Annotated in this window: 29 protein-coding genes and 1 pseudogene; 25 read left to right on the plus strand and 5 right to left on the minus strand. The window is 37.7% G+C overall.

Annotation, left to right across the window (positions count from 1 at the left end):
• Positions 1-232 precede the first annotated feature (232 nt).
• Positions 233-811, plus strand: coding sequence for a UpxY family transcription antiterminator (locus DXA05_RS15405; RefSeq protein WP_022199872.1), 579 nt, complete (start codon positions 233-235; stop codon positions 809-811).
• Positions 812-838: 27 nt separating this feature from the next.
• On the plus strand, positions 839-1,588 hold the full coding sequence (locus tag DXA05_RS15410; protein WP_004309163.1) for a polysaccharide biosynthesis/export family protein: 750 nt from the start codon (positions 839-841) through the stop codon (positions 1,586-1,588).
• On the opposite strand, the gene DXA05_RS15415 is transcribed toward DXA05_RS15410, so the two are convergent.
• From DXA05_RS15415 to DXA05_RS15420, 3 genes are read right to left on the minus strand one after another with little or no spacing between them, the layout of a single operon-like run.
• The gene (locus DXA05_RS15415) at positions 1,581-2,006 is read right to left on the minus strand and encodes an N-acetylmuramoyl-L-alanine amidase (protein WP_004309162.1); all 426 of its coding nucleotides are present in this window, start codon (positions 2,004-2,006) and stop codon (positions 1,581-1,583) included. The two genes, DXA05_RS15410 and DXA05_RS15415, sit on opposite strands and share 8 nt — an antisense overlap.
• 4 nt (positions 2,007-2,010) lie before the next feature.
• Positions 2,011-2,118, minus strand: a complete 108-nt coding sequence (locus DXA05_RS26530; protein WP_004297473.1) for a smalltalk protein — start codon at positions 2,116-2,118, stop codon at positions 2,011-2,013.
• A 40-nt stretch (positions 2,119-2,158) separates the two neighbouring features.
• The gene (locus DXA05_RS15420) at positions 2,159-2,647 is read right to left on the minus strand and encodes a DNA-binding protein (RefSeq protein ID WP_004307288.1); all 489 of its coding nucleotides are present in this window, start codon (positions 2,645-2,647) and stop codon (positions 2,159-2,161) included.
• A gap of 220 nt (positions 2,648-2,867) precedes the next feature.
• On the opposite strand from DXA05_RS15420, the gene DXA05_RS15425 reads away from it, so the two are divergent.
• Complete coding sequence (locus tag DXA05_RS15425) at positions 2,868-3,086, plus strand: DUF4248 domain-containing protein (protein WP_004297475.1); 219 nt, start codon at positions 2,868-2,870, stop codon at positions 3,084-3,086.
• A 133-nt stretch (positions 3,087-3,219) separates the two neighbouring features.
• Here DXA05_RS15425 and DXA05_RS15430 read toward each other — a convergent pair whose 3' ends face one another.
• Together DXA05_RS15430 and DXA05_RS15435 are read right to left on the minus strand one after the other, a co-directional pair.
• A complete protein-coding gene (locus tag DXA05_RS15430; protein WP_004309159.1) occupies positions 3,220-5,052 on the minus strand; it encodes a DUF3987 domain-containing protein in 1,833 nt (610 codons plus the stop codon).
• A gap of 29 nt (positions 5,053-5,081) precedes the next feature.
• Positions 5,082-5,711 (minus strand): BT4734/BF3469 family protein, encoded by a 630-nt coding sequence (locus DXA05_RS15435; protein ID WP_004307286.1) that lies wholly within the window; start codon positions 5,709-5,711, stop codon positions 5,082-5,084.
• A 153-nt stretch (positions 5,712-5,864) separates the two neighbouring features.
• Here DXA05_RS15435 and DXA05_RS26535 point away from each other — a divergent pair, with 153 nt between their 5' ends.
• The 22 genes and pseudogenes from DXA05_RS26535 to DXA05_RS15530 all read left to right on the plus strand — a co-directional run bounded on the left by DXA05_RS26535 (position 5,865) and on the right by DXA05_RS15530 (position 26,209).
• Positions 5,865-6,011, plus strand: a complete 147-nt coding sequence (locus DXA05_RS26535; protein ID WP_162487412.1) for a hypothetical protein — start codon at positions 5,865-5,867, stop codon at positions 6,009-6,011.
• A 146-nt stretch (positions 6,012-6,157) separates the two neighbouring features.
• Positions 6,158-7,564, plus strand: coding sequence for an undecaprenyl-phosphate glucose phosphotransferase (locus tag DXA05_RS15440; RefSeq protein ID WP_004309158.1), 1,407 nt, complete (start codon positions 6,158-6,160; stop codon positions 7,562-7,564).
• 62 nt (positions 7,565-7,626) lie between these two features.
• Positions 7,627-8,435, plus strand: a pseudogene (locus tag DXA05_RS15445) (polysaccharide biosynthesis/export family protein).
• Positions 8,436-8,441: 6 nt separating this feature from the next.
• On the plus strand, positions 8,442-10,865 hold the full coding sequence (locus DXA05_RS15450; protein WP_004309156.1) for a polysaccharide biosynthesis tyrosine autokinase: 2,424 nt from the start codon (positions 8,442-8,444) through the stop codon (positions 10,863-10,865).
• Positions 10,866-10,987: 122 nt separating this feature from the next.
• Positions 10,988-11,989 carry a glycosyltransferase family 2 protein gene (locus DXA05_RS15455; RefSeq protein ID WP_128859355.1) on the plus strand — a complete coding sequence of 334 codons (1,002 nt, stop codon included), beginning with the start codon at positions 10,988-10,990 and terminating at the stop codon, positions 11,987-11,989.
• 19 nt (positions 11,990-12,008) lie between these two features.
• Positions 12,009-12,350, plus strand: coding sequence for a hypothetical protein (locus DXA05_RS27745; RefSeq protein ID WP_224262794.1), 342 nt, complete (start codon positions 12,009-12,011; stop codon positions 12,348-12,350).
• 559 nt (positions 12,351-12,909) lie between these two features.
• Positions 12,910-13,743 (plus strand): hypothetical protein, encoded by an 834-nt coding sequence (locus DXA05_RS15465; protein WP_128859356.1) that lies wholly within the window; start codon positions 12,910-12,912, stop codon positions 13,741-13,743.
• Between the two features lie 20 nt (positions 13,744-13,763).
• Positions 13,764-14,462 (plus strand): hypothetical protein, encoded by a 699-nt coding sequence (locus DXA05_RS15470; RefSeq protein ID WP_128859357.1) that lies wholly within the window; start codon positions 13,764-13,766, stop codon positions 14,460-14,462.
• The gene (locus tag DXA05_RS15475; RefSeq protein ID WP_004309154.1) at positions 14,452-15,264 is read left to right on the plus strand and encodes a glycosyltransferase; all 813 of its coding nucleotides are present in this window, start codon (positions 14,452-14,454) and stop codon (positions 15,262-15,264) included. The genes DXA05_RS15470 and DXA05_RS15475 overlap by 11 nt, the downstream gene beginning before the upstream one ends.
• A complete protein-coding gene (locus DXA05_RS15480; RefSeq protein WP_004309153.1) occupies positions 15,261-16,415 on the plus strand; it encodes a glycosyltransferase family 4 protein in 1,155 nt (384 codons plus the stop codon). The genes DXA05_RS15475 and DXA05_RS15480 overlap by 4 nt, the downstream gene beginning before the upstream one ends.
• Positions 16,375-17,412 carry a glycosyltransferase gene (locus DXA05_RS15485; protein WP_074911503.1) on the plus strand — a complete coding sequence of 346 codons (1,038 nt, stop codon included), beginning with the start codon at positions 16,375-16,377 and terminating at the stop codon, positions 17,410-17,412. Before DXA05_RS15480 ends, DXA05_RS15485 begins: the two co-directional genes overlap by 41 nt.
• Positions 17,402-18,244 (plus strand): hypothetical protein, encoded by an 843-nt coding sequence (locus tag DXA05_RS27750; RefSeq protein ID WP_284515580.1) that lies wholly within the window; start codon positions 17,402-17,404, stop codon positions 18,242-18,244. Before DXA05_RS15485 ends, DXA05_RS27750 begins: the two co-directional genes overlap by 11 nt.
• Positions 18,241-18,936 carry a hypothetical protein gene (locus DXA05_RS27755; protein ID WP_284515581.1) on the plus strand — a complete coding sequence of 232 codons (696 nt, stop codon included), beginning with the start codon at positions 18,241-18,243 and terminating at the stop codon, positions 18,934-18,936. Before DXA05_RS27750 ends, DXA05_RS27755 begins: the two co-directional genes overlap by 4 nt.
• A gap of 49 nt (positions 18,937-18,985) precedes the next feature.
• Positions 18,986-20,026 carry a dehydrogenase gene (locus DXA05_RS15495; protein ID WP_004309150.1) on the plus strand — a complete coding sequence of 347 codons (1,041 nt, stop codon included), beginning with the start codon at positions 18,986-18,988 and terminating at the stop codon, positions 20,024-20,026.
• A gap of 2 nt (positions 20,027-20,028) precedes the next feature.
• Positions 20,029-20,661 carry an SIS domain-containing protein gene (locus DXA05_RS15500; RefSeq protein WP_004309149.1) on the plus strand — a complete coding sequence of 211 codons (633 nt, stop codon included), beginning with the start codon at positions 20,029-20,031 and terminating at the stop codon, positions 20,659-20,661.
• Between the two features lie 11 nt (positions 20,662-20,672).
• Positions 20,673-21,377 (plus strand): nucleotidyltransferase family protein, encoded by a 705-nt coding sequence (locus DXA05_RS15505; protein WP_004309148.1) that lies wholly within the window; start codon positions 20,673-20,675, stop codon positions 21,375-21,377.
• Between the two features lie 4 nt (positions 21,378-21,381).
• Complete coding sequence (locus DXA05_RS15510) at positions 21,382-21,888, plus strand: HAD-IIIA family hydrolase (RefSeq protein WP_128859358.1); 507 nt, start codon at positions 21,382-21,384, stop codon at positions 21,886-21,888.
• A gap of 1 nt (position 21,889) precedes the next feature.
• Complete coding sequence (locus DXA05_RS15515; RefSeq protein WP_004309146.1) at positions 21,890-22,885, plus strand: glycosyltransferase; 996 nt, start codon at positions 21,890-21,892, stop codon at positions 22,883-22,885.
• Positions 22,882-24,408, plus strand: coding sequence for an aldolase catalytic domain-containing protein (locus DXA05_RS15520; protein WP_004309145.1), 1,527 nt, complete (start codon positions 22,882-22,884; stop codon positions 24,406-24,408). Before DXA05_RS15515 ends, DXA05_RS15520 begins: the two co-directional genes overlap by 4 nt.
• A 78-nt stretch (positions 24,409-24,486) precedes the next feature.
• Positions 24,487-24,903, plus strand: a complete 417-nt coding sequence (locus tag DXA05_RS27760) for a hypothetical protein (RefSeq protein ID WP_284515582.1) — start codon at positions 24,487-24,489, stop codon at positions 24,901-24,903.
• 20 nt (positions 24,904-24,923) lie between these two features.
• On the plus strand, positions 24,924-25,172 hold the full coding sequence (locus tag DXA05_RS27765; RefSeq protein WP_284515583.1) for a hypothetical protein: 249 nt from the start codon (positions 24,924-24,926) through the stop codon (positions 25,170-25,172).
• A complete protein-coding gene (locus DXA05_RS15530) occupies positions 25,169-26,209 on the plus strand; it encodes a sugar kinase (RefSeq protein WP_004309143.1) in 1,041 nt (346 codons plus the stop codon). Before DXA05_RS27765 ends, DXA05_RS15530 begins: the two co-directional genes overlap by 4 nt.
• The last annotated feature ends 1 nt before the right edge of the window (position 26,210 follow it).

Below are 26,210 nucleotides of genomic sequence, written 5' to 3' on the forward strand. Positions count from 1 at the left end.
TTTTTCGTTTTATCTGAAATATAGGAAAAAAACTATCCGAACATGAAATAACTTTATTTTCATGTTCTAAACTTTTTATTGCCTAATCTCTGGATTTTTCCTGTTGAGTATTAGGCAGTTCCTTTCTTGTGCCCTATTCCTATATGTGATTTCCATTTTTATAGAGACGCGCGCCTTGTGTGTGTATTGTCCGTTACCTAAGAAGTAACGGAATAACATGGGGTAAAAAAACATGATTTTAACAAAACCAAAATCACTTAGTGCTGGGCCTAGCGATGGGACAGGGGAAGGCGTAGCACACTCTAAACGCTGGTATGTTGCTCTGGTTCGTATGCACCACGAGAAGAAGGTAGCCGAACGTTTAGACAAAATGGGGATCGAGAATTTCGTCCCTGTCCAACAAGAAATTCATCAGTGGAGTGACCGGCGCAAGGTAGTTGAGTCTGTCCTTCTTCCAATGATGGTGTTTGTGCACGTAAATCCGAAAGAACGCAAAGAAGTTCTGGGTTTTTCTACAGTGAGCCGTTATATGGTGATGCGTGGTGAGAGCTCTCCGGCGGTGATTCCAGATGAGCAGATGGCTCGTTTCCGTTTCATGCTCGACTATTCCGAGGAAGCTATTTGTATGAACAGCTCTCCTTTGGCACGTGGTGAGAAGGTCCGTGTTGTGAAAGGACCTCTGACCGGGCTGGTTGGTGAACTGGTCAATGTCGATGGCAAAAGCAAGATTGCCGTCCGGCTGAATATGCTGGGATGCGCTTGCGTTAATATGCCTATTGGTTATGTCGAGGCTATCTGCGAGAAAAACTAATCCCGTCATCATTTATCCACCATTTACATGAATACGAAATTATCCGGTGCTTTTGCACTGATATTCTTTTTCTTCTTTCTCTCGGCTTGCCAGTCCTATAAGAAAGTGCCTTACTTGCAGGATGCGGAGATTTTGAAACAGGCGAATACGCAAGTTGCGCCTGTTCAGGACGCAAGACTGATACCGGGTGATGAAGTTTCCATTCTTGTTTCCACTTCCGATCCGGTTGTTTCGCAGCCTTTCAATGCGCAAGGCAGTACGTTTCTATTGGACGATCAGGGAAATATCAATTATCCGGTTTTAGGTAAACTTCCTTTGAACGGTTTAACAAGTCGTGAAGCTGAAAACCTGATAACGGATAGACTGAAATCTTACGTGAAAGAAAGACCTACGGTAGTAGTCCGTATGTCCGGTTTTAAAGTTTCCGTTTTGGGCGAAGTGGCCTCTCCCGGTGTTTATCCGGTAGTGAATGAGCAGATCAATGTGCTCGAGGCCCTTGCCATGGCAGGAGATTTGACTATTTATGGTGTTCGTGATAATGTAAAACTAATCCGCGAAGACAGGAATGGGCATAAACAGTTTGTTACACTCAATCTGAACGACGCGGATTTGTTATTATCTCCTTACTATCAGTTGCAACAGAATGACATCCTGTATGTCACTCCTAATAAAACCAAAGCGCAGAGCGCAGACATCGGAACAAGTACGACGATGTGGGTTTCGGGATTTTCCATTCTGGTATCTATTGCCAGTTTGCTGGTCAATATACTTAGATAATACCATCTAATTCTCGGTACTCCTCCGTACAATTAAAACACGGACACTCCTTCATCGGATTCAAATCATGATGGCCTACAATCAACGTCTTAGGAAATATTTTCCTCAATTCGCGGAGCAGACCGAGCAAAGAAGCCCGTTGTGCCAATGTACGCGTGTCTTTGGGACGTCCCGCCATATCCAGCCCTCCTTCGTAACAAATACCTATCGAATGGGTGTTATGGTCACGGCAGTGTGCCCCGACCTTTTCCAGAGGACGGCCTTGGTAGATTTCTCCATCCCGGGTGATGTAGAAATGATAGCCGATGTCACGGAATCTCCGGTGAAGGATATGATCTTGACGGCAAGCCTCCGCCGAAAGGGACTTTCCTTCCGGCGTGGCACTGCAATGAATGATAATCAGAGTGATGGTACGCATAAGGCTACATACAGCTCTGTACTCCGATCAGACCTCCGATAGCGGTGGCAACGGTGATAATCACTTTGATGATGAAGCTCCATACGGAGCGGGGAGAAGATGAATTACTCATGATGTTACTTTTTTAAAGATTAAAAATAAAGGATTTAGGATTAAGCAGCCGGATCAGGCGCTTCACCGCCACCATCCGGTTTCGGATCAGGGGTATCACCCGAATCAGAACCTCCTCCGGCAGTTGTTGGTTTCTGATATTCGGCCTGCTGTTTCAACTGGCTGTCGAGTTTCAGGTTGGTGGTTGACAAATTACCGGTAGCACGGGCTTTCAGACGCATACCAGTGATGTTTTTCTCCAATGAGAAATCTTCCAGCGTATCAGCTGCCTTACTGCGGATGCCCACACCAAAGATGGCAAGGTCGTCGATTTTCACACATTTGCCGTCGAGCAGCAGTTCCTTGATGCAGTCTACCATGTCGGAAAGCACACCTTTGATGACACCACCGGAATACGGTGAATTGTGTTTTGACATGTGTTCGGCAAGCTTAGCCAAATCAAACGTCTCGTCGCTTACCGCACGGGCGAACCACTTGCCTGCATTCAGGCCTTTTTGCTGTTGGTTTTGATAAATTTTGTAACGAATCATAAAACAATAAATTAAAGGGTTAAACATTGTGTCCGGGGGATTCTTTTCCCTTTCGACGATACAAAGATACAACCCTGAAACCCGCAGAAATCAATAGTCTACAGTTGCACGCGATTGTTGTCAATTATGCGCAGTAACGGTCGGTTATTCAATGGAAAAACGTAGGATATGTGAATATGTTTTGTTATTTTTGTAATTGTAAATCAGAAACTTATTCATCATGAACGAATTCAAAATACGCGCCTACGGTCGCATGGAACTGGCTCAACTTTATTCTCCGGAACTAACTGACATTGCTGCATATCGAAAGATGAAGAAATGGATCTCTTTATGTCCCGGACTTCTGCAACGCCTGTACGACTTAGGTTACGAATCAAAGCGCCGCTCATTCACCCCGTTGGAGGTGAGAGTGATTGTAGATGCCTTGGGAGAACCTTAGAAGAGCGGAAAAGTAAAGCACCGCTTTAGCAATCGTAAAGCTATGCTTTACCACTTCTAAAGCGCCGCTTTAGGATTCATGAAACGTCCTGTTGTTATATAAATGCAAAAAATGCACTTTTTCCGAGGGTTCCCTAACACACGCACACATGCGTACGCGTATAAACGCCTTTATCGTCTGTATTGATAAGCAATCCTTTTTTTATCAGACGGTTCAGCCAGCTAAGAGCAGTGTTAGGTTTGATTTTCATCTTTTCAGCCTGCTCCAACAACTGTGCGCGGGTGAACTGGTTGCCCATTATTTCAAAAAGTGCATCCCGGTCGGCATTGGCTCTATGTTTGACCTCTGTGGAAGGAAGAAAAGATAAGATATGTGTGGCATGACGATAGAGCGGAGTTACAAGTTCCAGCACCGCATGGAAATCTTCAGCGGTGATTGTCACATCCCAACGGGTGATAATGCCGTCTTTGATATTATCGGCGGCAATCTCCTTGTCAGGAGTCAGCAGAGGGGTGGAAGAACCCTTGAACTGATAAGGCTGGTCGCATTCCAATGCACGAATCATAGCTATTTCTGCCATGATACGGCATGTATTGACAGCCAGTCGGGCTATGGAACTGCTCATTTCGTTATCGTTGGCAAGTCCCGAGCGGAAAAACAGATCGGCAAAGAGGGCATTGAACTCTTGCTTTTGCTCATCAGTGAGCCGGAGCGTATGAAGCCCGTGTGCTTTCATCAGGTCCAGTTGCTTTTTCCATTCCAGGCCTATGCCTGTGAAGATGGCTTCCAGATCGGTTTCGCCACTTTCAAACTGGTTGATCCATGTCCATATACCGTGCATATAATAAAACAGCTGGCGCGAGAAAAGACCGTTCTCTGTCGAGGGAATGAGTGGTTTTACTTGTGCGGGCGTGCCGGAAAGCAGGAGGGAGAGATAGCTTTTCTTTACTTCCCGGTATTCCTGGTCGGTGCGCCGGTTGTACGACAGGCGGTCGTGGTCGAATGCTTTGCGGAGTGTATCGCTCCAGTGTCCGTATTCAGAACCGATAGCAGCGGAGATGGTATCCGCTTCGGTTTCGCAGATAAGTCCTGTGCCGTTGGCATCCATGATATTTTGCAGAATACCTGTTCCGGTGTTATTGCCCGAGATGAGAAACATTTTATTCTTGGGCATTTGAGGAGCTTCCACTTTGCAGCGCTCCTTTCCCATAGTATCATAGGCGGCTTTCTCTTTTTTGTAGGCCTTGACCTCTTCCGCTACTTTTTGGCGGATCTCGTCATGAATAGGCTCTACAAGCAGCCGGATGAACGAAAGAATTCCCTTACCCGAGGCGGAAGGGGCTACAATAAAACTTTGCAGGCAAGGAGACTGGAGTTTGCCGGCGTATGGACATCTCACATATCGCTCCATGCTGGCACCTATGGCGGTCAATGCTCCGAGCAGCATGACATCGCGTTGTGTGGGGCTGGTGGCATAACTCATGATGAGCAACAGGATTTTCGGCCAGTCCGCTTCGGTGAAAGAGGGCAATGGCTGGTTCGGGTCACTCCCGTCCTGCAGTTCTTCGGATTCGTCCGGTTCTTCATTGTCCACCTTATTATATACATGCGTGTGTGTGAGATTTTGGGACGGTGCATTTCCTGCATTTTTTGCATTTTTCCGGTGGTTCATCACTCCCTCTTTGCAGAGAGTTACACCCGCCCTTTCAGCAAGATGGAATGCAGTGCCCAGATGGACATCTCCATGCCGGGTAGTAAGTGCATTGGAGAATATCCGTTCGGCATGTTCCCGTTCGTACTTGGCAGACACCCGGCACAACCGATGGAAAAACTCGCGTCCCGCTTCTCCGCAATCCGTTGCGATGGCGAACGCCAGTTGTACATATTCAGCATACGTAGGGGCAATATCCGCTCCTGCAGTTTCAACCGCCTCACAGAGGCGGCATAACGATTCAATTTCGTCCATAATTTTAATTTATAGTTTTTAATATCTAATTATTTGTTGTTTCTAAACAACGCTCCCGGATCATGACTAAGAAAACAAGACCTTACAATGTCCTTACCGGAAAAGTCTACCCCTTTGCGTTTTTCTCCGAATGGAGGAGGTGTTTCAGTACCATAGAGCAACACAGTGAACATCATTGCCAGCTTCATATTTTCGATGATACTGTTTGTGTCGTTAGCCATGGGTAAATGATCGTAGGGTACGAATGCTTTTACACCCCGTCCGCTGGGACTGATAAACGTGAGTACAGGATGCAGAAGGTGGTCATTAAACAATGTACTGCGCATTTCCACTGCCTCCTGATAGGAGTCGAGATGGTCGATATCTACCACCACCAGATGTGAAGAAGCTACGAAACATTTGCTGTTGCGACGCGAGAACGTACCACAGGGAGTCACGTATGGCAATAGTGATGCTTTTGCTGTCCGTATATCTCCGGAATTGCGTACTTGTTCGGTCAGAATTTTGAGATTCTCGTTGCAGGTTATCATTTGAAAAACTTGTTCTACGGAGACTTCGCAGGAGGGAATAAGTGTTGCAGGAGTAACAATCCGCCCCAGTTCATTTTTGATGGGAGCAATGGGAGGCATGAAATAAGACATTCTGAAATCGTTTGTCATAACATTTATATTTTTTGATTATCGTCTTGAATTTTCAAAACGCGGTGCGAAGGTAGAAATAGCTTTTAAATATATCGTTCAGACATGTCTGAACAGATATGCATAAAATTAACATATAATACAATGTATTTAACAACTAATAAAATTATAAACATGAAAAAATTTAATCATCCCGTACTGGGCCATTTTATCGCAGAGCAGTTTGAACGTGCTCACTTGTCAATAGAGGCTATGCGTAAAGAAATCCACATGGGAAAACCCACTTATTACAAGATGACATCTGGGGAGATTTACGTCTAAGTGATTTTACCCGTCTTTTTTCCTATTACTATGACAATCTCACAAAAGAAGAGTTTCGAGCCAAAATGGTAGATGGGGAGAACTTTATATTGAGTATAGGGAGAAAAATGAGGATATGGATGAAAATCTAAATCAAGAATAAAGTAATGCAGGAAGTCCAACGTTTTAATAAAGTCCTAAAATCTTTTGTCCTTTCAGGGGACATCATCTTACTGAACTTACTGTTGTGGGTGTTTGGTTCTCTTTGGGGAAACCGTTCTCCTTTTGAGTTTTCCATGCCTCTTTTCCAGAATATGGCTTTGATGACTTTATGTTATCTGGTTTGCAACATTCGTTCTGGAGTGATTCTTCATCGTCCGGTGGTTCGTCCGGAGCAAATAATGCTTCGGGTGGCACGGAACATGATTCCTTTTGTATTGATGGTGCTGGGCCTTTCGTACATATTCCATTTTGAATGTGTTAACCTGCGTCAGCTGGGGGCATTTTATGTAGTTCTCATTATCGTTATTATTTCTTATCGCCTGACGTTTCGTTATATTCTGGAGCTTTATCGTAAAAGTGGGGAAAATGTCCGAAAGGTAGTACTGGTGGGTAGCCATGAAAATATGCAGGAACTTTATCATTCCATGACGGATGATCCGACATCCGGATATCGTGTACTAGGATATTTTGAAGATTTTCCATCAGACCGCTATCCTATGAATATAGCTTATTTGGGACAGCCGTGCGAAGCTGTTGATTATTTGACCCGTAATGCGGGAAAGGTAGATCAGCTTTATTGCAGTCTTCCTTCCGCCCGTAGTACTGAAATTATGCCGATTATCAACTATTGTGAGAACCATCTGATTCGTTTTTTCAGTGTTCCCAATGTCCGGAACTATTTGAAACGGAGAATGTATTTTGAAATGCTGGGTAATGTTCCGGTACTTTCTATCCGTCGTGAGCCACTTGAGTTATTGGAAAATCGTATTGTGAAACGTGGCTTTGATATTATTTGCTCGCTACTGTTCCTTTGTACCCTTTTCCCGATTATATATATCATTGTGGGGCTGGCAATAAAGATAAGTTCTCCCGGACCTGTCCTTTTCAAACAGAAACGAAGCGGTGAAGATGGTCGTGAATTCTGGTGCTATAAGTTCCGTTCGATGCGGGTGAATGCTCTAAGTGATACACTTCAGGCTACAGAACATGATCCTCGTAAAACCCGAATAGGCGATCTGATTCGCAAGACGAATGTGGATGAACTTCCTCAATTTATTAATGTACTGAAAGGGGATATGTCTTTAGTGGGTCCCCGTCCGCACATGTTGAAGCACACAGAAGAATATTCTCATTTGATAAATAAATATATGGTTCGTCATTTTGTTAAACCGGGTATTACAGGCTGGGCACAGGTGACAGGTTTCCGTGGAGAAACGAAAGAGCTTTGGCAGATGGAAGGACGTGTGCAACGTGACATCTGGTATATCGAGCATTGGACGTTTCTTTTGGATCTGTATATCATGTATAAGACTGTGTATAACGTAATCCGTGGGGATAAAGAGGCGTATTAGGTCAGAATTGGAATTTGAATAAAAATTAAATCAATAGTTGTAATTTACATGAGTAGGTGGTTATGAGAAAATTGAAACGATTGACTTTGGGTGCGTTACTTGCTTTTTTGCTGGTATCCTGCCAATCATATAAGAAAGTGCCTTATTTGCAGGATACGGCTTTTGTGAATGATACAGAACAGAGTATTCATCAGACAGGTGTGAAGGTTATGCCCAAGGATTTGTTGACGATTGCCGTGTCTTGTTCTACTCCGGAACTGGCTGCACCTTTCAATCTGGCAAATTCGGGTACTGCTAGTGGAACGGAGGGAAAGACAGTGGGACAAGGAATCGAGTCAACTGCTCTACAGCAATATTTGGTAGATAATCAGGGGAATATCAACTTTCCAGTGTTGGGTGAGATTCATGTAGGTGGATTGACAAAGCTGGAAATAGAAAACCTGATTGTAGATAAGTTGAGGTTTATTTGAAAGAAGCACCGCTTGTAACTGTACGTATTGTAAATTATCGGATTTCGGTATTAGGGGAGGTCACCAAGCCAGGCAGCTTTGTAGTCTCTAACGAGAAGATTAATTTGCTGGAGGCGCTTGCCATGGCAGGTGATTTGACTATTTATGGCATGCGTGATAATGTGAAATTGATCCGGACAGGGCAAGATAACAAGCAGGAAATTATTACTATGGATTTGAATAAGGCTGAAACGGTACTGTCTCCTTATTATCAGTTACAGCAGAATGATATAATTTATGTGACACCTAATAAGACTAAGGCTAAGAATTCGGATATAGGAACCAATACGGGATTATGGCTGTCTAGTACCTCTATTCTGGTTTCACTAGCAAATATATTGGTAATTTTATTAAATAAGTGATTAGTAATGAAAGAGAATTCGTATAACAATAATATGAGTGATTTAGATGAAGAGAAAGTAAATTATCAGGAAATTCTCTTTAAGTATATTATTCATTGGCCTTGGTTTGTTGCTTCCGTTTTAGCTTGTTTGGTTGGTGCTTGGATGTATTTACATTTTCAGACTCCTGTTTATCAGGTTTCTGCTTCCATCATGATAAAAGATGATAAAAAGAGTGGGAGCGGAAATGCTGCTGATATTGAAAGTTTGGGATTAGGTGGAATGATTACTTCTGCGCAGAGTATCGATAACGAGATAGAAGTGCTACGCTCCAAGACAATCTTGAAAGAAGTTATTAATAATCTCGAACTTTATATTACTTATTATGATGAGGATGAGTTTCCTAAAAAGGAATTATATAAGACTTCTCCAGTAGTCGTAAATCTGACGGCACAGGAGGCCGATAATTTGTCGGATGTAGCTTTTGTTAATATGAAACTTGCACCAGAAGGTGGTTTGGATGTAAATCTAAGGGTAGGTGTATATGACTATAATAAACATTTTGATAAACTTCCAGCAGTGTTGCCTACAGATGCGGGTACATTTGGGTTTACCTTGAGAGATTCCTTGTCGAATGGGAGGGTAGAAGGACAAAATACGATACGGAATATCAGTGCTATTGTTAGTCAGCCATTTGTGGTAGCAAAAGGATATCAGGGGGTATTGAATATAGCACCTACCTCTAAAACAACGTCTGTTGCAGTTGTTTCACTAATGAATACAAATATACAGCGTGGTCAGGATTTTATCAATAAACTGATGGAGATGTATAACCGTAATACGAATAATGATAAGAATGAGGTTGCGGAGAAAACAAAGGAATTTATCAATGAGCGTATTAAGATTATTGATGAAGAACTTGGAAGTACAGAAGATAAGCTGGAAGCATTTAAAAGAAATGCCGGATTAACTAATATCGGTAGTGATGCCCAATTAGCTGTTGAAGGAAATGCAGAATATGAAAGGAAACGTGTAGAAAATGGAACTCAAATTAATTTGATTCGTGATCTTACTAAATACATCAATAACCCGTCAAATGAATATGAAGTATTACCTGCTAACATTGGTTTGTCTGATAATGGTTTGACTACTCAGATAGATCGTTACAATGAATTAATTTTCGAACGTAAGCGTTTGCTACGTACTTCTACGGAGAATAATCCGATGATTGTAAATCTAGATACGAGTATTCGTGCTATGAAAGCGAATGTACAAGCTGCTATTGATGGTACTTTGCAAGGTTTACTTATTGTAAAGGCTGATCTGGATCGTGAGGCTAGTCGCTTTTCTCGTCGTATCAGTGATGCTCCGGGCCAAGAACGTCAGTATGTAAGTATTGCGCGTCAGCAGGAAATCAAAGCAGGACTTTATCTAATGCTTTTGCAGAAACGTGAAGAGAACGCTATAACTCTAGCAGCTACCGCAAATAATGCTAAGATTATAGATGAACCGGTAGCTGAAGGTGGACCGGTTTCTCCAAAGCCTAAAATGATTTATATGATTGCTTTAGTGGTAGGAGTGGGATTGCCTGTTGGTGTTATTTTCTTACTTGGTCTGACTAAGTTCAAAATAGAAGGGCGTGGTGATGTTGAGAAATTAACAAGTCTACCTATTGTGGGTGATGTACCTTTGACTGATGAAAAAACAGGCTCTATTGCAGTGTTTGAGAATCAGAATACTTTAATGAGTGAGACTTTTCGTAATGTCCGTACTAATCTACAGTTTATACTTGAAAATGGTCAGAAAGTAATTCTGGTGACTTCAACAGTTAGTGGTGAAGGTAAGTCTTTTATTTCTTCAAATCTTGCGATTAGTCTATCTTTATTAGGAAAGAGGGTAGTAATTGTAGGGCTTGATATTCGTAAACCCGGTTTGAATAAAGTCTTTAATATCCCTCGAAAAGAGCAGGGGATTACTCAATATCTGTCAAATCCTGAAAAGAATCTAATGGATTTCGTTCAGCCTTCGGATGTTAGTAAGAATTTATATATTCTTCCTGGTGGAACAGTACCACCTAATCCTACGGAATTACTGGCTCGTGATGGTTTAGATAAAGCGATTGAAATATTGAAAAAGAACTTTGATTATGTAATTTTGGATACTGCCCCTGTTGGTATGGTGACTGATACTTTGCTTGTAGGGCGTGTAGCTGACTTATCCGTTTATGTATGTCGTGCTGATTATACTCGGAAAGCAGAGTTTACCTTGATTAATGAGTTGGCTGCTGATAATAAGCTTCCCAATATCTGTACCGTTATTAATGGTCTTGATCTTCAAAAAAATAAGTATGGCTATTACTATGGTTATGGTAAATATGGCAAGTACTATGGCTATGGTAAGCGTTATGGCTATGGATACGGTTATGGCGAGCATAAAATAAAGGAGGAGTAAATATCTAAAATGTAAATATTTAGCTTGTTAAGTTCTGATTTTCAAGTAAATCATATTTTTACATTAACTAGGGAATTATTCTCTGTTACTAATCTGATTATTAAAATTTTAAGAACGTAAATATGGAAGATAAATCTATTTCAATTATTATACCTATTTATAATGCAGAGTCCACTTTAAAAAGATGTATTGATAGTATTATTAAGCAATCATATAAGCAATGGACATTGATTCTGATTAATGATGGTAGCACTGATGATAGTCAAACCATTTGCCATAATTATGAAGTACGAGATAATCGTATATTACTATTGAACAAAGAGAATGGAGGCGTTAGTTCTGCTCGAAATCTAGGTATAAGAACTGTGCAAACGGATTATCTTATTTTTGTAGACTCTGATGATTTTCTTGAAAAGAATTGTATTGAGAATCTACTTGTTGGAGCAGATTGTGATATTAGCTTCATAAATACTGCAAGATATAGCCTAGATACTGGAACTGTATGTGGAATGATGACAAATATAGTTGAAAATAAATATTATAAAAGGTTAACGGGGGGGGTAAAATCCAATGATATTTTTTCTGCTGGTATTCCTTTTGCAAAGCTTTACAAAACAAGTATAATAAAAGGACATAATATCTGTTTCGATGAACGCATTAAGAATCATGAGGATCATCTGTTTTTCTTTGACTATTTACTTCATTGCGACTCTATGTATTTATGTTCAGAAATAGGCTATTATTGGACATTTCGCGAGAACTCTAACTCTTTATCACATACCATACCTACAAGTAGGAATATGCTTATAGCTGCAGAAGGGTTTATGCAAAGATATCCTGCCCTTTTTGAACATTTTAATGTCTATGATCAGGATTATATTAGTCGAGTTACTACAGAGTATGGAGTGGGGTCATATCGAGCAGCATGTTATAGTTTGTATTATTATAAAACACCTAAGATAGATCGTTTGACGTTTTTAAAGGAACAAGTGCCGGTTATGAGAAGGCTGTATAATAAGTATGGATATGCTCCCAATAATAAAAAGCATAAACTGATTTTTATCTTTCTCTGTTTACCCATTCCTGTTCATATTAAAGATGTTTTACTTTCTAGAGTCTGGTAACTACTAAAGTATATTTTATATGTTAAACATTTCCCCTTTCTTTGATAGACAATATAAGGTTTATAGTGAAAATGTAAAGAGTAGGAATAAGTTACATTACCTTATAGGACTTTATGTCCGTTGGAAACAGCATTTCAAGTATGAACGTGCTGTTCGTATAGCACGTAAGCATGGTGCGAAGGTTGGTGAAGGTGTTATTATGCCTTTGTCATTGGCTCGTTGTGCAAATTCTAATCTCACAATAGGTAATCACGTTAGCATTCAAACAGATAAGATAGATTTGCGTGCTCCGGTTACTATTGGCAGCCATGTTATTATAGGCTCGGAAACGGAAATCATCACAAATTCTCATAATTATTGACTCTGTTCTTTGGGAACATAAACATTATGGCATTCAGATTGATGATTATGTATGGATACCTACAAAAGTTCTTATCCTTCCCTCTTGTCGGCATATTGGTGAAGGTGCAGTTATTAGTTCGGGAAGTGTAGTGGCAAAAAATGTTGAACCGATGTCGGTAGTAAGTGGAAATCCTGCTAAAGAATTAAGGAAACGTAAGTGTGTGCACTCTGAATTGGTGGTGGAATCGCTGTTGGGAGGGGATTATTTAATATATAAAATGTCTCGCAATTATAAATGAAACAATCACATAATATTTGCACTGATATACGTTGTGATTATACCCGAATCATAGAAGTATCCGTAAGGGTTATCATTGAAATCTCTATAAAAAAAGATTCCCAATTGATAAAATCTAATGTTTTCAGCCGTTTCAAGCATGTAAGTACGTTGAGCATGAAGGGATCAAAATGACTATTTAATTTGGACATTTACTAATGTCGACTACAAAAACATCAAAGGTCTTATAGGTACATAGTGAGTACTCACATGAGTTGTAATCTTTTTAATTTTATGTTTTATGGGATTGATAGAGGGGGGGAATAAACGAATAGCTCAAAATACTCTTTTACTTTATTTTCGTATGCTATTCATGATGGTTATATCACTATATACCAGTAGAGTGATATTGCAGGTGCTGGGAGTAGAAGATTATGGTATCTATAGTGTAGTAGGGGGATTAGTGTCTATGTTTTCGTTAATATCCAACTCTCTTTCTAATTGTATTGGACGTTTTATTGCATTTGAAATAGGACGAAATGATCTGATGAAGTTAAAAAAAACTTTTTCAGTCGCTGTTTCAATATATATCATCTTGGCTTTAGTAACTTTTGTCGCTGTAGAAGCAGTGGCTGTATGGTTCTTGAATACAAAAATGAATATTGCTAAAGAAAATATGATAGCGGCTAATTGGGTTTTACAGTTTTCTTTATTGATTTTTATTGTGAATTTAATTAGTATACCGTATAATGCTACGATAATAGCTCATGAAAGAATGAGTATATTTGCCTATATAAGTATATTTGAGGCTATTTCTAAGTTAGTGGTTGTATATTTACTATTATTATCTTCCCATGATCGTTTGATATTATATGCATTTTTGCTTTTTCTTCTTTCATTGTTTATTCGTATTATATATGGAATATATTGCAAAAGACAATTTGAAGAGTGCTCCGTAAATTTTATCTGGGATAAGCCAATTGTACTGGAAATGTTTAATATGGCGGGATGGAATTTTTTAAGTAGTATGGCTGATATTTTTAAGTCACAAGCGTCGCCATTCTTATTAATTTATTTTTTGGAACATTTGTTAATGCAGCACAGGCTATTGCTCAACAAGTTAATAATGCTGTAAATCAGTTTTGTAATAATTTTATGACAGCAATAACACCGCAAATAACAAAATCTTATGCTCAAGAAAATTATATGCGAGTGGAGAAGTTATCTATGATTGGTAGCAGATTTTCTTTTTATCTTGTTATGTTGTTTTCGCTGCCTATTTTATATGAAACAAACTTCATTTTGGAGTTGTGGTTAGGCGTGGTACCCACTTATACTATAATATTCGTTCAATATGCTTTAATACAAACTGCATTTGAAGTTTTATCTAGAACTCTTATTAATATAATAATGGCTTCTGGCTATGTTCGTAAATATCAAATAGGAGTTAGTCTTTTGTTATTTGCAAATTTTCCCTTATCGTATTTCTTGTTGAAAATGGGTTTTGATGCAGACAGTGTATACATTGTAGCAATATTAATAACAATTTCTACTTTGTTATGGCGATTCTATATAGCACATACCTTGATGCATTTTAATGTTAAATATTATGTGAAAAATGTCTTTATATATCCGATATTAATTGCTGTTATTTGTTCCATTCCATATTCTATTATCGTCTATCATATGCCTATAGGAATATGGCGCTTTGGATTTTCCTTAATAATAGGTATAATTTTTACACTGCTTATTATTTATTTAATAGGAATAAATAGTAGAGAGAGGATGTTTGTAAATTCATTTATAGTTGGTTTACGTAATAAAATATATAGAAACAATAGATATGATACCTAAAATAATTCATTATTCATGGTTCAGTGATGCTCCTATTCCTGAACATATTCAAGAGTTAATGGTTACATGGAAAAAATACCTTCCAGATTATGAATTCCGTTTGTGGAATGGCAAAGCTTTGGCAGAGATTAATTGTCCCTACGCTAATGAAGCTGTTAGTGTAAAGAAATGGGCTTTTGCAGCTGATTTCTTACGTAATTACGTAGTTTATAAGTATGGTGGTATTTGGCTTGATACAGATATTGAAGTTTTTAAATCGTTTGATCCTTTCTTGAACAATAGAATGTTTATAGGAGCAGAGGCTAACTTTCATGGATTACCGAAGAAGCGTTATGTTACTTCTCACTGTTTTGGTGCGGAGGCTGGACACCCTTTTTTGAAGTTGTGTGTAGATTATTATATTAATCGCCATTTTATTCATTCTACGAATGAGGAATTACCTTTAACTTTTCGTTATGATATGCAATTGATTTTACCGGAGATTCATGGCAAAATATTAGTAGACAACTATGGTTATAATGCTGATGGTTATCAAGATCAAGATCAAGTACTAAAAGATGGTATTCATATATATCCGTCTGATTATTTTGATTCACCACGATATAATACTATGAAGAATGTAGTATGTATTCATCGGGCACAAGGGGGATGGAGACCTAACTCCAATGCTGGTGAGTTTGATTATTCATCAACAAATGCTGCAAAGAAGAATTTGTATTATTATATTTTTCAGTTATATGATAAGTTGAACGGTTTTAGTTACAAATATTTAGGATTTGGTATATCAAAAGGTAAGCGATGAAAACTAAGATTAATATACTATCACCAGGAAGATTCCATGTGCTTGATTTAGCTCGGGAGTTAGACAAAAATGGATTTGATGTAAAATTCTATTCTTTTGTGCCCACTAAGCGTGCTATGCGTTTTGGGCTACCTAAGCATTGTTCTGCATCTATTTTTGTATTGATGTTGCCTTTTTTAGCTTTATGTAGAATTTTTAATCGAAGTCAACAGATCAAGCGATTGCGTATCAATGTCCAAGATTACATAACCGCTTGGATCATGCGCAAATCAGATGTGGTAATTGCTATGAGTGGTGATTTTGTATATGCACCTAGAAGAGCGAAAAAAAAGGGAGCATTAGTCATTTATGAACGAGGCTCTAAACATATTCTAGAGCAAAAAAGAGTAATGGAATCTATACCTTCAAATAAAGGGGTGAAACCTATTCCAGATGTGAATGTTAAACGTGAGTTAGAAAGCTATGTGATTGCTGATTATATTGCTATTGCCTCTAAACATGTTTATGAGAGTTTCATGATACATAACTATCCCAAAGAAAAATTGTTCGTTAATCCTTATGGAGTTGAACTTTCAGATTTCTATCCAGATATGACTCGACAAAGAAACTATGACGTAATAATGATAGGAGGATGGAGTTATAGAAAAGGGTGTGATTTAATTATTGAAGCAATAAATAGAACTGGTTACTCCTTCCTTCATGTAGGTGGACTTGTTGATATGGAGTTTCCTAAGATGCCGAACTTTACACATCATGGTATAGTTGATCAAAAAGAGTTGATCAATTATTATCATCAAGCAAAAGTATTTGTTTTGCCTTCAAGGGAGGAGGGATTAGCTATGGTGCAAGCACAAGCTGTCGCTTGTAATCTTCCTGTTGTTGGCAGTAAGGATTCTGGTGCAGAGGATTTAAAAAGATTTGTTGAGCAGCCAGATAATATCATTATTGTAGAAGAATTTACTGCAGAGGCTGTTGTCCATGCTCTACATGAAGCTATGGAACAATATGACAAGCTCGGTCTCACTATATATGCAGGAACAGCCAAGGAACAGTTAACATGGTCTTCTTATGGTAAAAGATATACAGATTTTTTAAAAAAAATATTGAAACATGAGAATACTCTCAATAGGCCCGATGGACGGGTTGAGTAATACTTGTTTGCATCGGCATTGGGCATTGACAAAATATGCTGGCCTAATTGATGTAGTAAATACATCTGGTGTCAAAAGTTCATTATGGTATAAGATATCCTATCACCTATTTTTATATGGTATTCCTATAAGGGTACCGGAAAGTAATCATGAGAATGATAATATCCGTTTTTTAGTGGATAAGAATCTTTATGATCTAGTTTGGGTCGACAAAGGGATTACGATCTATCCTGAAACATTACACTATATTAAGCAGAAGCAACCTAATGCAAAGCTTGTTAGTTATTCCCCTGATAACATGGCGCTGCGTCATAACCAGACACAGCAATATTTAGAAAGTGTACCTTTATATGATTATATTATTACTAATAAATCGTATATTTTAGATGATATGCGGCAGTTGGGTGCTAAAAATATTTATTTTGTGAATAATAGTTATGAAACAACCTTTCACCACCCCCGTGCATTAACAGAAGAAGATTATAAAAACTATGGTGCTGATGTCGGATTTATAGGAGCTTGGGAACAAGAGCGTTGTACCTCTATTCTTTATTTGGTGAATCATGGAATAAAGGTCAGAGTGTTTGGTGGTGGTAAATGGAATGATTATAAAAATTATAACTCAAATTTGATTGTAGAAGGGGCTGGATTAAGAGGTGAGGATTATTGCAAGTCATTACAGGCGACTCGTATTAATCTTTGCTTTCTGCGGAAAATTAATTTTGATCAACAGACCACGCGTTCTGTTGAAATACCAGCTTGTGGTGGTTTTATGATGGCAGAACGAACAGCAGAACACTTGGCCATGTTTGAAGAAGGAAAAGAAGCTGCATTTTTCAGCAACAACGAAGAATTATTGGATAAATGTAGTTATTATTTGGCTCACGAACAAGAAAGAGCAGTTATAGCTGAACTTGGCTTAAAACGTTGTATAGCTTCTGATTATTCTAATAGAGGAATGATTCGTAATATTTTAAAGGCAATTTATGGCTCGTAAAAGTTCGGTACTTTTCATCAAGAAGTGGGGGAACAGGATTATTATTGTTGCCATTATTTTGGAAATGTTTTTTTGGCCTTCTTTGGAGAATCTAGCAGGATGTGGTATGACATGGATTTGTTGGAGTCTATTTAGAAAAATAGGACTCAATGAAACTATTATTAAAGAACACATTTTTGTTTGGCTGGTTTTTTTATCTATGAGTTTATATAGGATACTTCCCCTTTTGGCAACTTTGGTTGAGTTCAATTCTATTGGATATAATTTCAGAGTTCCATTTGATACTTATTTGGGGGAGACAGTATTGTACCTTTTTTCTGCTTTAGCATTTTATTGCGCTACACGATCTCACAATGCTTTGCGGAAGTTGAAAAGTCTTTTATATCGATATGGACTATATGATCGTGTGTCGAATAAGACTATTTGGATTTTAGGCTTGATGGGGTTAGCTATTCGTTTCTATTTGATGGGTACTCATGTACAGATTGGTGATGTGATTGGTAAAACATTAGCAGGTTTTTTATTTTTTCAATATGCTCCTTTAATATTATTTTTTCCTTCTTTATATAGTAATTCTCAAAAACAAAATGATATTGTTGTGAGAAACAGGTTGGCTACTTTTTATTTCATATTTATTATATTATTGGCTTTTTCGACGAATAGTCGCTATGCTATTCTTGAGCCATTTGGAACTTTTGCTCTTCTTTTTGTACTGTCTTATGTCCAACATAAAACTAGTACTCGGCAGTTAATAAATAAGAAATATATTATTTATGCACCTTGGCAATCATCTTTTTTGTTCCATTTGTTAGTGATGTTTCACTTGCAATGATTGCTAATCGAAATATTCGTAGTGAAGTATCTGCATCAGAATTATTAAAAAGCACGTTAAACACTTACCTTGATAGAGATAAAATGGAACTTTTGAGACGACTTAAGGAACAGAAGGGAGTTGAAGGTTTGAAAGAAGAAGAATGGACTGAAATATATGTTAGTAATTTTGCTTTAAATCGTTATTGTAATCTTAAGGTAACTGACAATACTTTATATCATGCAGAACGTGTAGGTTTTAATAATGAGGTAATGTATAATGATTATTGGAATAGGGTGTTGGGATTATTGCCTATGCCTATATTAAAGGAGTTGGGGATTAATTACAATAAAAATGAGATCTTCTCTCGTGGCGATTTGTTAAAATCATTGTCGTTGAATGTTCCAATATTTGCTTCTCTTCTGGTGACTAGTCATTTGGCTGATGGTCTTGCAACTTTTGGCTTCTTTTATTTTCCTCTTGAATGCCTTTTGATGTATTTAAGGTTTCTTTTTCTAGATACCTTTTTAATTATCAGAAATAATAGGGTTCAATATTCAATATTGGGTTTAATAACAATATTTTCTTTTTTGGCCATGTTCCGAAATGCTAGTGGTGGTTGTGATAGTTTGGGATATTTATTGAGGGGGTATTGGCAAGATGTTATTCTATTTATTATTTGTTTTTTTATTATAAAACGGATAAGTCGTTGATTTCTACTAATATTATTTACCATTTAACACAATCTAATAAAATCATAATATGATAGTAAGAAGTAAAGCACCCCTTCGCTTAGGTTTAGCAGGAGGAGGTAGTGATGTATCACCCTATAGTGATATGTATGGTGGACTGATTCTTAATGCTACGATTAATTTATATACTTATTGTACCATTGAAGAAACGAATGATGGGTTGATAACTATTGATAGTGATGATGCGCAGTGTCATGAGTCATATCCTTTAGAAAGATATTTGGAAATAGATGGTAATGCAAGTTTGATTAAAGGTGTGTATAACAGAGTTATAAGAGATTTTGATATTGTACCTCGTAGCTTTAAGATTACTACTTATAACGATGCTCCTGTTGGATCAGGTCTTGGTACCTCTTCTGCCATGGTAGTATGTATCCTTAAAGCGTTCATTGAATGGCTTACTTTACCGCTGGGTGACTATGAAGCTTCACGTTTAGCTTACGAGATAGAACGCAAAGATTTGGATCTTTCTGGAGGTAAGCAAGATCAGTATGCTGCCGCTTTCGGAGGATTTAATTTTATGGAATTTTTGAAGAATGATCTTGTGATTGTTAATCCATTGAAGATAAAACGATGGATAATAGATGAATTAGAGGCTTCTATGGTTCTTTATTTTATAGGTGCTTCACGAAGTAGTGCCGCTATCATTGACCAACAGAAGAAAAATACTTCTTCAGGTAATGAGAAGGCGATTGAGGCTATGCATAAGATTAAACAGAGTGCTATTGATATGAAGCAGGCATTATTGAAGGGGGATATGAAAGAGTTTTCTCGGATTCTGGGCGAAGGTTGGGAAAATAAGAAAAAGATGGCAGATAACATTACTAACTCTATGATTCAAGAGGTGTTTGATCTTGCTATTTCTGCTGGAGCAGTGGCTGGAAAAGTCAGTGGTGCAGGTGGAGGAGGATTTGTGATGTTGATGGTGGAACCAACTCGTAAAAAAGAGCTAATAAATGCATTGAAGAAGCTTAATGGGTTTGTGATGCCTTTTCATTTTACTGAAGGTGGTGCGCATGGATGGAAAATTTATTCAACCAATAAAGTTTAAATATGAGCAATCTTGATTTGTTAATAATGAGATATCCTCATTTGGAATGTTGCAAGGGTAATATTATAATAGCTTTCGAATTTATTAGAGATTGCTATAAAAATGGTGGTAAATTATTGGTTTGTGGTAATGGAGGAAGTGCTGCTGATGCTGAACATATTGTGGGGGAGTTGATGAAAGGATTTAAGAAAGCTCGTCATCTTGCTTCAATTGAGGTAGAAAAATTAGTGGAAATTGATAGCTTAATGGGGAGGACTCTAGCAGACAATCTTCAAGGTGCTCTTCCTGCAATAGCACTTGACGGTCATCCTGCTCTAACTACTGCCTATATGAATGATTGTGAACCAATAATTTGTTTTGCTCAACAAGTGTATGGATATGGTTGTAAGAATGATGTTCTATTTGCTATTTCTACATCAGGTAATAGCAGGAATGTGTTGTATGCAGTTGTTGCAGCAAAAGCAAAAGGAATGGTTGTAATAGGCCTTACAGGTGAGAATGATAGTAAGCTGTCTGCCATGTCTGATGTCTGTATTCGTGTGCCTAGTACAGAAACCTATCAAATTCAAGAACTCCATTTGCCAATTTATCACTGCCTCTGTCTAATGCTTGAAGACTATTTTTTTAATTCATAAATTACAATGTAATGGAAGTAATTATTTTAGCAGGGGGATTGGGGACACGTTTACGTTCAGCTATAGGCAATGAAATTCCCAAATGTATGGCTCCAATAGACAATAAACCATTTTTATGGTATTTACTTCGATATTTAACTCGTTATGATGTAAGTCGTGTGGTGCTTTCAGTGGGCTACTTACGAGAAGTGATATATAAATGGGTTGATGATGTGAGAGATGATTTCCCTTTTTTATTTGAATATGCTGTAGAAGAAACTCCTTTGGGTACTGGTGGAGGAATTAGAGAAGCACTGAAACATTGTTTGAATGATAATGTTGTAATTCTTAATGGCGACACATTTTTTGATGTTGACTTGGTTCGATTGATGAACGAGCATATACGCATGGATAGCTATTTAACTGTGGCGCTGAAATCTATGCGAAATTTTGAACGTTATGGAGCTGTGGAATTGGCAACTGATGGGCATATTATTGCTTTTCATGAGAAAACTTATTGTTCTGCAGGGCTAATCAATGGTGGAGTATACGTTATTGACCGTGTTAAGTTATCTATGAATGAATATCCGGAAAAGTTCTCTTTTGAGACTGAGGTTATGGAGAAACAGTGTGAGGTTGGTACACTCCATGGGATTACTTCTGATGGCTATTTTAAGGATATTGGTATCCCGTCTGACTATATTCAAGCCAATATTGATTTCAAATTATTGTTTTAAAATCATGTTATTAAAAGATATTGATATCACAGGCTATAGTACTATTTTGCTTGATCGTGATGGTACTCTTAACCGTCAACGTCAAGGTGATTATGTAAAGTGTTGGGAGGAATTTGAATTCCTTCCTGAAGTCTTAAATACATTAGCCCGATTTGCATTAACAGCCAAATATATTTTTGTAGTTACTAATCAGAGAGGGGTGGGCAAAGGGTACATGACAGAACAACAATTAAGTGATATTCACAGTCAAATGATATCTGAAATTGAGGCTGTTGGTGGGCGAATCGACAAAGTGTATTATTCAGATGGAGTGAGTGATGAAGATTTAACACGTAAGCCAAATGTTGGAATGTGGCAACAAATATGTTTAGATTACCCGGATATAAATGTTGCTACTACACTGATGATTGGAGATGGGGATTGCGATATGGCCTTTGCTCATAATTGTGGAATAGATTTTATAAAAGTAGACCGTCAACAAGTGGTATTTATTAAAGAAACAACAGATTGATATGAAAATTGTTTTTTTTACGCGTTCCAAGGATAGTGCGATAAGTATTGGTAAGGCTTTTGCTGTATTAATAGATGAGATAAGTAAATCACAGCAGGTTAAAAGCTATTATGTGCCTTATGCTTCTTATAGTCTATATAAGATGTGGAGGAACATCTTATATGTCTATCGAAATAGGACGAAAACTGGTATAAATCATATTACTGGGGAGATTCATTTTTGCATGTTTGCTTTGATAGGGGTAAAATCTGTACTTACGGTGCATGATTTAGGATTCTATACCAATAAGCCTATGTCAAAAATAAAGAAAGCTTATTTATATCTGTTCCAACTCTATTTCCCTTTTTGTTTGGCTGACAAGATTGTTGCTATTAGTGACTTTACACGAGATGAAATCATTCGTTTGGTACCTTCTGTTGCTAATAAAGTGGTGAGAGCCAACCATCATAGTGTAGATGAATATATCTATACTCCTAAAATAACCATCAATAAAGATAAACCTGTTATTCTTCAGATAGGTACGGGATCTAATAAGAATCTTGAGACAACTATGCGTGCTGTAAAAGGTTTGAATTGCCATTTACGTATAATACGGAAGATGACAGAAACACAGGTTCAACTTGCTCAAGAACTTGGCATAGATTATAGTAATGATTGGAATCTTTCAAATGAACAGTTGGTTGCTGAATATCAAAATTGTGATATTGTATGTTTTCCTTCTATATACGAAGGATTGGGGGCTATAACTATTGAAGCACAGGCAGTAGGGCGTGCTGTTATCTCAACAAATAAGGAACCAATGCGTTCAGTTGCGGGAGGTGCAGCCATCCTTGTAAATAATCCTAAAGATGCAGAAGAACTTAGAAGTGCAATTTTGTCGTTAATTAGCAATGATTCATTACGTAACGACATAGTAGCGAAAGGATTGAAGAATGTTGAAAATTATAAAGTGGCAAGTTGTGCCCAACAGTATATAAATATATATAAAAAACTATGAAGATATTAGATTGTACTCTCCGTGATGGTGGTTATTACACCAATTGGGATTTTGATTCAAAGATAGTTGACGTTTATATTCAAGCTATGAATGTTCTGCCTATTGATTATATTGAGTTAGGTTACCGTAGTATCCCCACTAAGGAGTATATGGGAAAGTTTGGTTATTCACCAGTTTCAGTTCTTCGTCATATCAAAACTACTTGTATTAAGAAGATTGCTGTAATGTTAAATGAAAAAAATACGCGTCCTGAAGATCTGGATACCTTGTTGGTTCCTATTCAGGGATTGGTAGATATGATTAGAATAGCTGTTGACCCTAATAACTTTGATAGAGCAGTTATTTTAGCTCAATCTATTAAGACTTTAGGCTTTGAAGTGGGATTCAATACCATGTATATGTCTAAGTGGGATGATTATGAAGGCTTTTTATCAAAGTTGAATAAGATAAATAAGGTTGCTGATTTGTTTTGTATGGTTGATTCATTTGGTGGCGTATCACCTGAAGAATTGAAAGCAATCTTTCAAACAGTTAAGCAGAATACAACTTGTCCAGTAGGTTTTCATGGGCATAACAACTTGCAGCTGGGATTGGTAAATACTCTGACAGCTATTGAATGCGGGATAGATTATGTGGATGCCACAATTTTGGGGATGGGACGTGGTGCAGGGAACTTGAACATGGAATTGTTACTTACTTACTTGAACAAAGGAGGGTTGGAAGTTGATTTTAATGTGTTAGGTGATGTGATTACAGCTTTCCAATCACTTCATGATAAATATCAATGGGGTACAAACTTGCCTTATATGTTGTCTGGTGCCAATTCTATTTCTCAAAAAGAAGTGATGGATTGGGTAGCCAATCGTACTTATAGTTTTAATAGTATTGTTAGAGCTTTGGACAATAAACGAAATAAGGTCAAGGATAATGCGCATTATTCAGTGTTAAGAGCTGATAAAGTAGAGAAAGTATTGATTATTGGAGGGGGGAATAGTGTACTGGAACATCAGGAAGCTATAAAGGAATATATTCATAATAATCCTGATATGCCGTTACTTTTTGTTACGGCTCGGCATGCAGCTTTATATAATGAAGTTGTTAATAAGAAATATTATTGTTTGGTGGGAAATGAAGCCAAACGACTGTCGCAAAATATAAGTGGAACTGATTTTAAGGGTGAGTGCCTTCTGTCTCCTTATCCTCGGACAATGGGTACTGAAGTACCAGTATATGCGGAAAAGTGTACACAAGAACTTTCGCAGATATCTTTTACAAATACATACATGGATTCGTGTACTGCAGTTGCTCTTCAGACCGCCATTGAACTCCAGGCTGATAAAATTTATCTCATAGGTTATGATGGTTATCAAGGACAAGTACTCTCTGAAAAGGAAATGGATCTAACAAATGAAAACCGTACTCTTTTTTTGAGTTTTACAAATGTAACGGGTAAAATCCTGACCTCTTTAACACCCTCTTTATACAAAGAATTAAATGTAGAATCTATTTATCAATATTTGTAGGCTTGTTGTAAATTTATTTTCACTACTAATATTATCTATCAGTTACATTTTTAATCGAATTAATAAAACCATAACAATATGGATAAAATAGCTTTTTTCCTCCCTGCTCGAAAGGGTAGTGAACGTGTGAAAAATAAAAATACCCGTTCGTTTGCAGGCATTGAGGGTGGTTTGGTCGAAAATAAAATTAGGCAATTGCTTAGTACTAAACATGTGGATGAAATTATTCTTTCTACCAATGATGAAGTTTGTATGGAAGTGGCGCAGAAATTTACTTTAGATAGTCGCCTTCGCATAGTTGCCCGTCCTGACAATCTCTGCCTTAGTTCAACCAATTTACAAGATTTAATATGCTATGTGCCTACTATTACTGATGCTGATCACATTCTTTGGGGGCATGTCACTACTCCTTTGGCTGGTGCAAACGAATATGATAAAGGTATTGAACTTTATTTATCCAACTTCATGAAGGTTATGATTCATTGGTTGGGGTAACTGAATTGAAGAATTTTCTATTGAATCGTGAGGGTAAACTTATTAATAATACTACGAACATTCCTTGGCCTAGAACGCAAGATTTGGAACCTTTATATGAAATTAATCATACCATGTTTCTGGCAAAACGAGAGGTGTATATAGAGCAGAAAAATCGTATTGGTGTGAATCCTATGCTACATGTGATGGATGAGATTCACTCCTTTGATATTGATTGGGAGGATGATTTTACTATTGCTGAAGTAATGTATAAAAATCTGTATCGATGAAGAAGGTAGTGACTTTTGGTGAAATTATGCTTCGTTTAGGAGCTCCTGATTATCTTAGGTTAACACAATGTCATCAGTTGGATATGACTTATGCGGGTGCTGAAGCGAATGTGGCGGTCTCATTGTCGAATTATGGCATAGCAGTGGATTATATTACCAGATTACCCGATAATCCTATTGCCGATAAATGTATTATGGAACTCCTCTCTCATCGTGTGGGTATAGATCATGTGATTCGTGGTGGTGAACGTATCGGAATTCTGTATCTAGAAACTGGATCAAATGCTCGTCCTTCACGCATATTTTACGATAGAGCAAATTCTTCTTTGGCTACTATTGAACTAGGAGTTATTGATTGGAAAGAAATTTTTAAAGATGCATGTTGGTTTCATTGGACAGGTATTACTCCTGCTTTGTCTGAAAATGCGGCTAAAGTATGTTTGGAAGCTATACAGGCTGCTAATGAAATGAATATTACAGTATCTTGTGATATTAATTACCGGGCTAACCTTTGGCATTATGGTAAAACTGCAGCTCAAATTATGACACGGTTAGTTGAAGGATGTGATGTTATTATTGGCAACGAAGAGGATTGTGAGAAGGTTTTTGGTATTAAACCTGAAAATTTTGATGCAGGCAAAACCAATGGCAAGGTGAATCAATCTGCTTTTGAATCAGTGTGTCATCAAATGATGAACAGGTTCACTCGTTGTAAAATAATGGCTGTAACACTTCGCGGTGCAATAAATGCAAATCATAATACTTGGCGTGGAATTCTTTGTGATGCAGGTACATTCTATCATTCTAAAATTTACGATATTACAGATGTTGTGGATAGAGTAGGGGGTGGTGATTCCTTTATGGGTGCTTTGATTTATGGTTTGCTAACTTATACTGACAATAAGCAGAAAGCACTTGATTTTGCTGTGGCTGCTTCATGTTTAAAGCATACCATTAAAGGAGATTATAATATAGTTACTAAACAAGAAGTTGAGAACTTGATGGATGGGGATGGTTCTGGACGTGTAAAAAGATAAT

It is taken from the genome of Bacteroides sp. AM54-2NS (assembly GCF_003602935.1).
GTDB classification, from domain to species: domain Bacteria; phylum Bacteroidota; class Bacteroidia; order Bacteroidales; family Bacteroidaceae; genus Bacteroides; species Bacteroides xylanisolvens.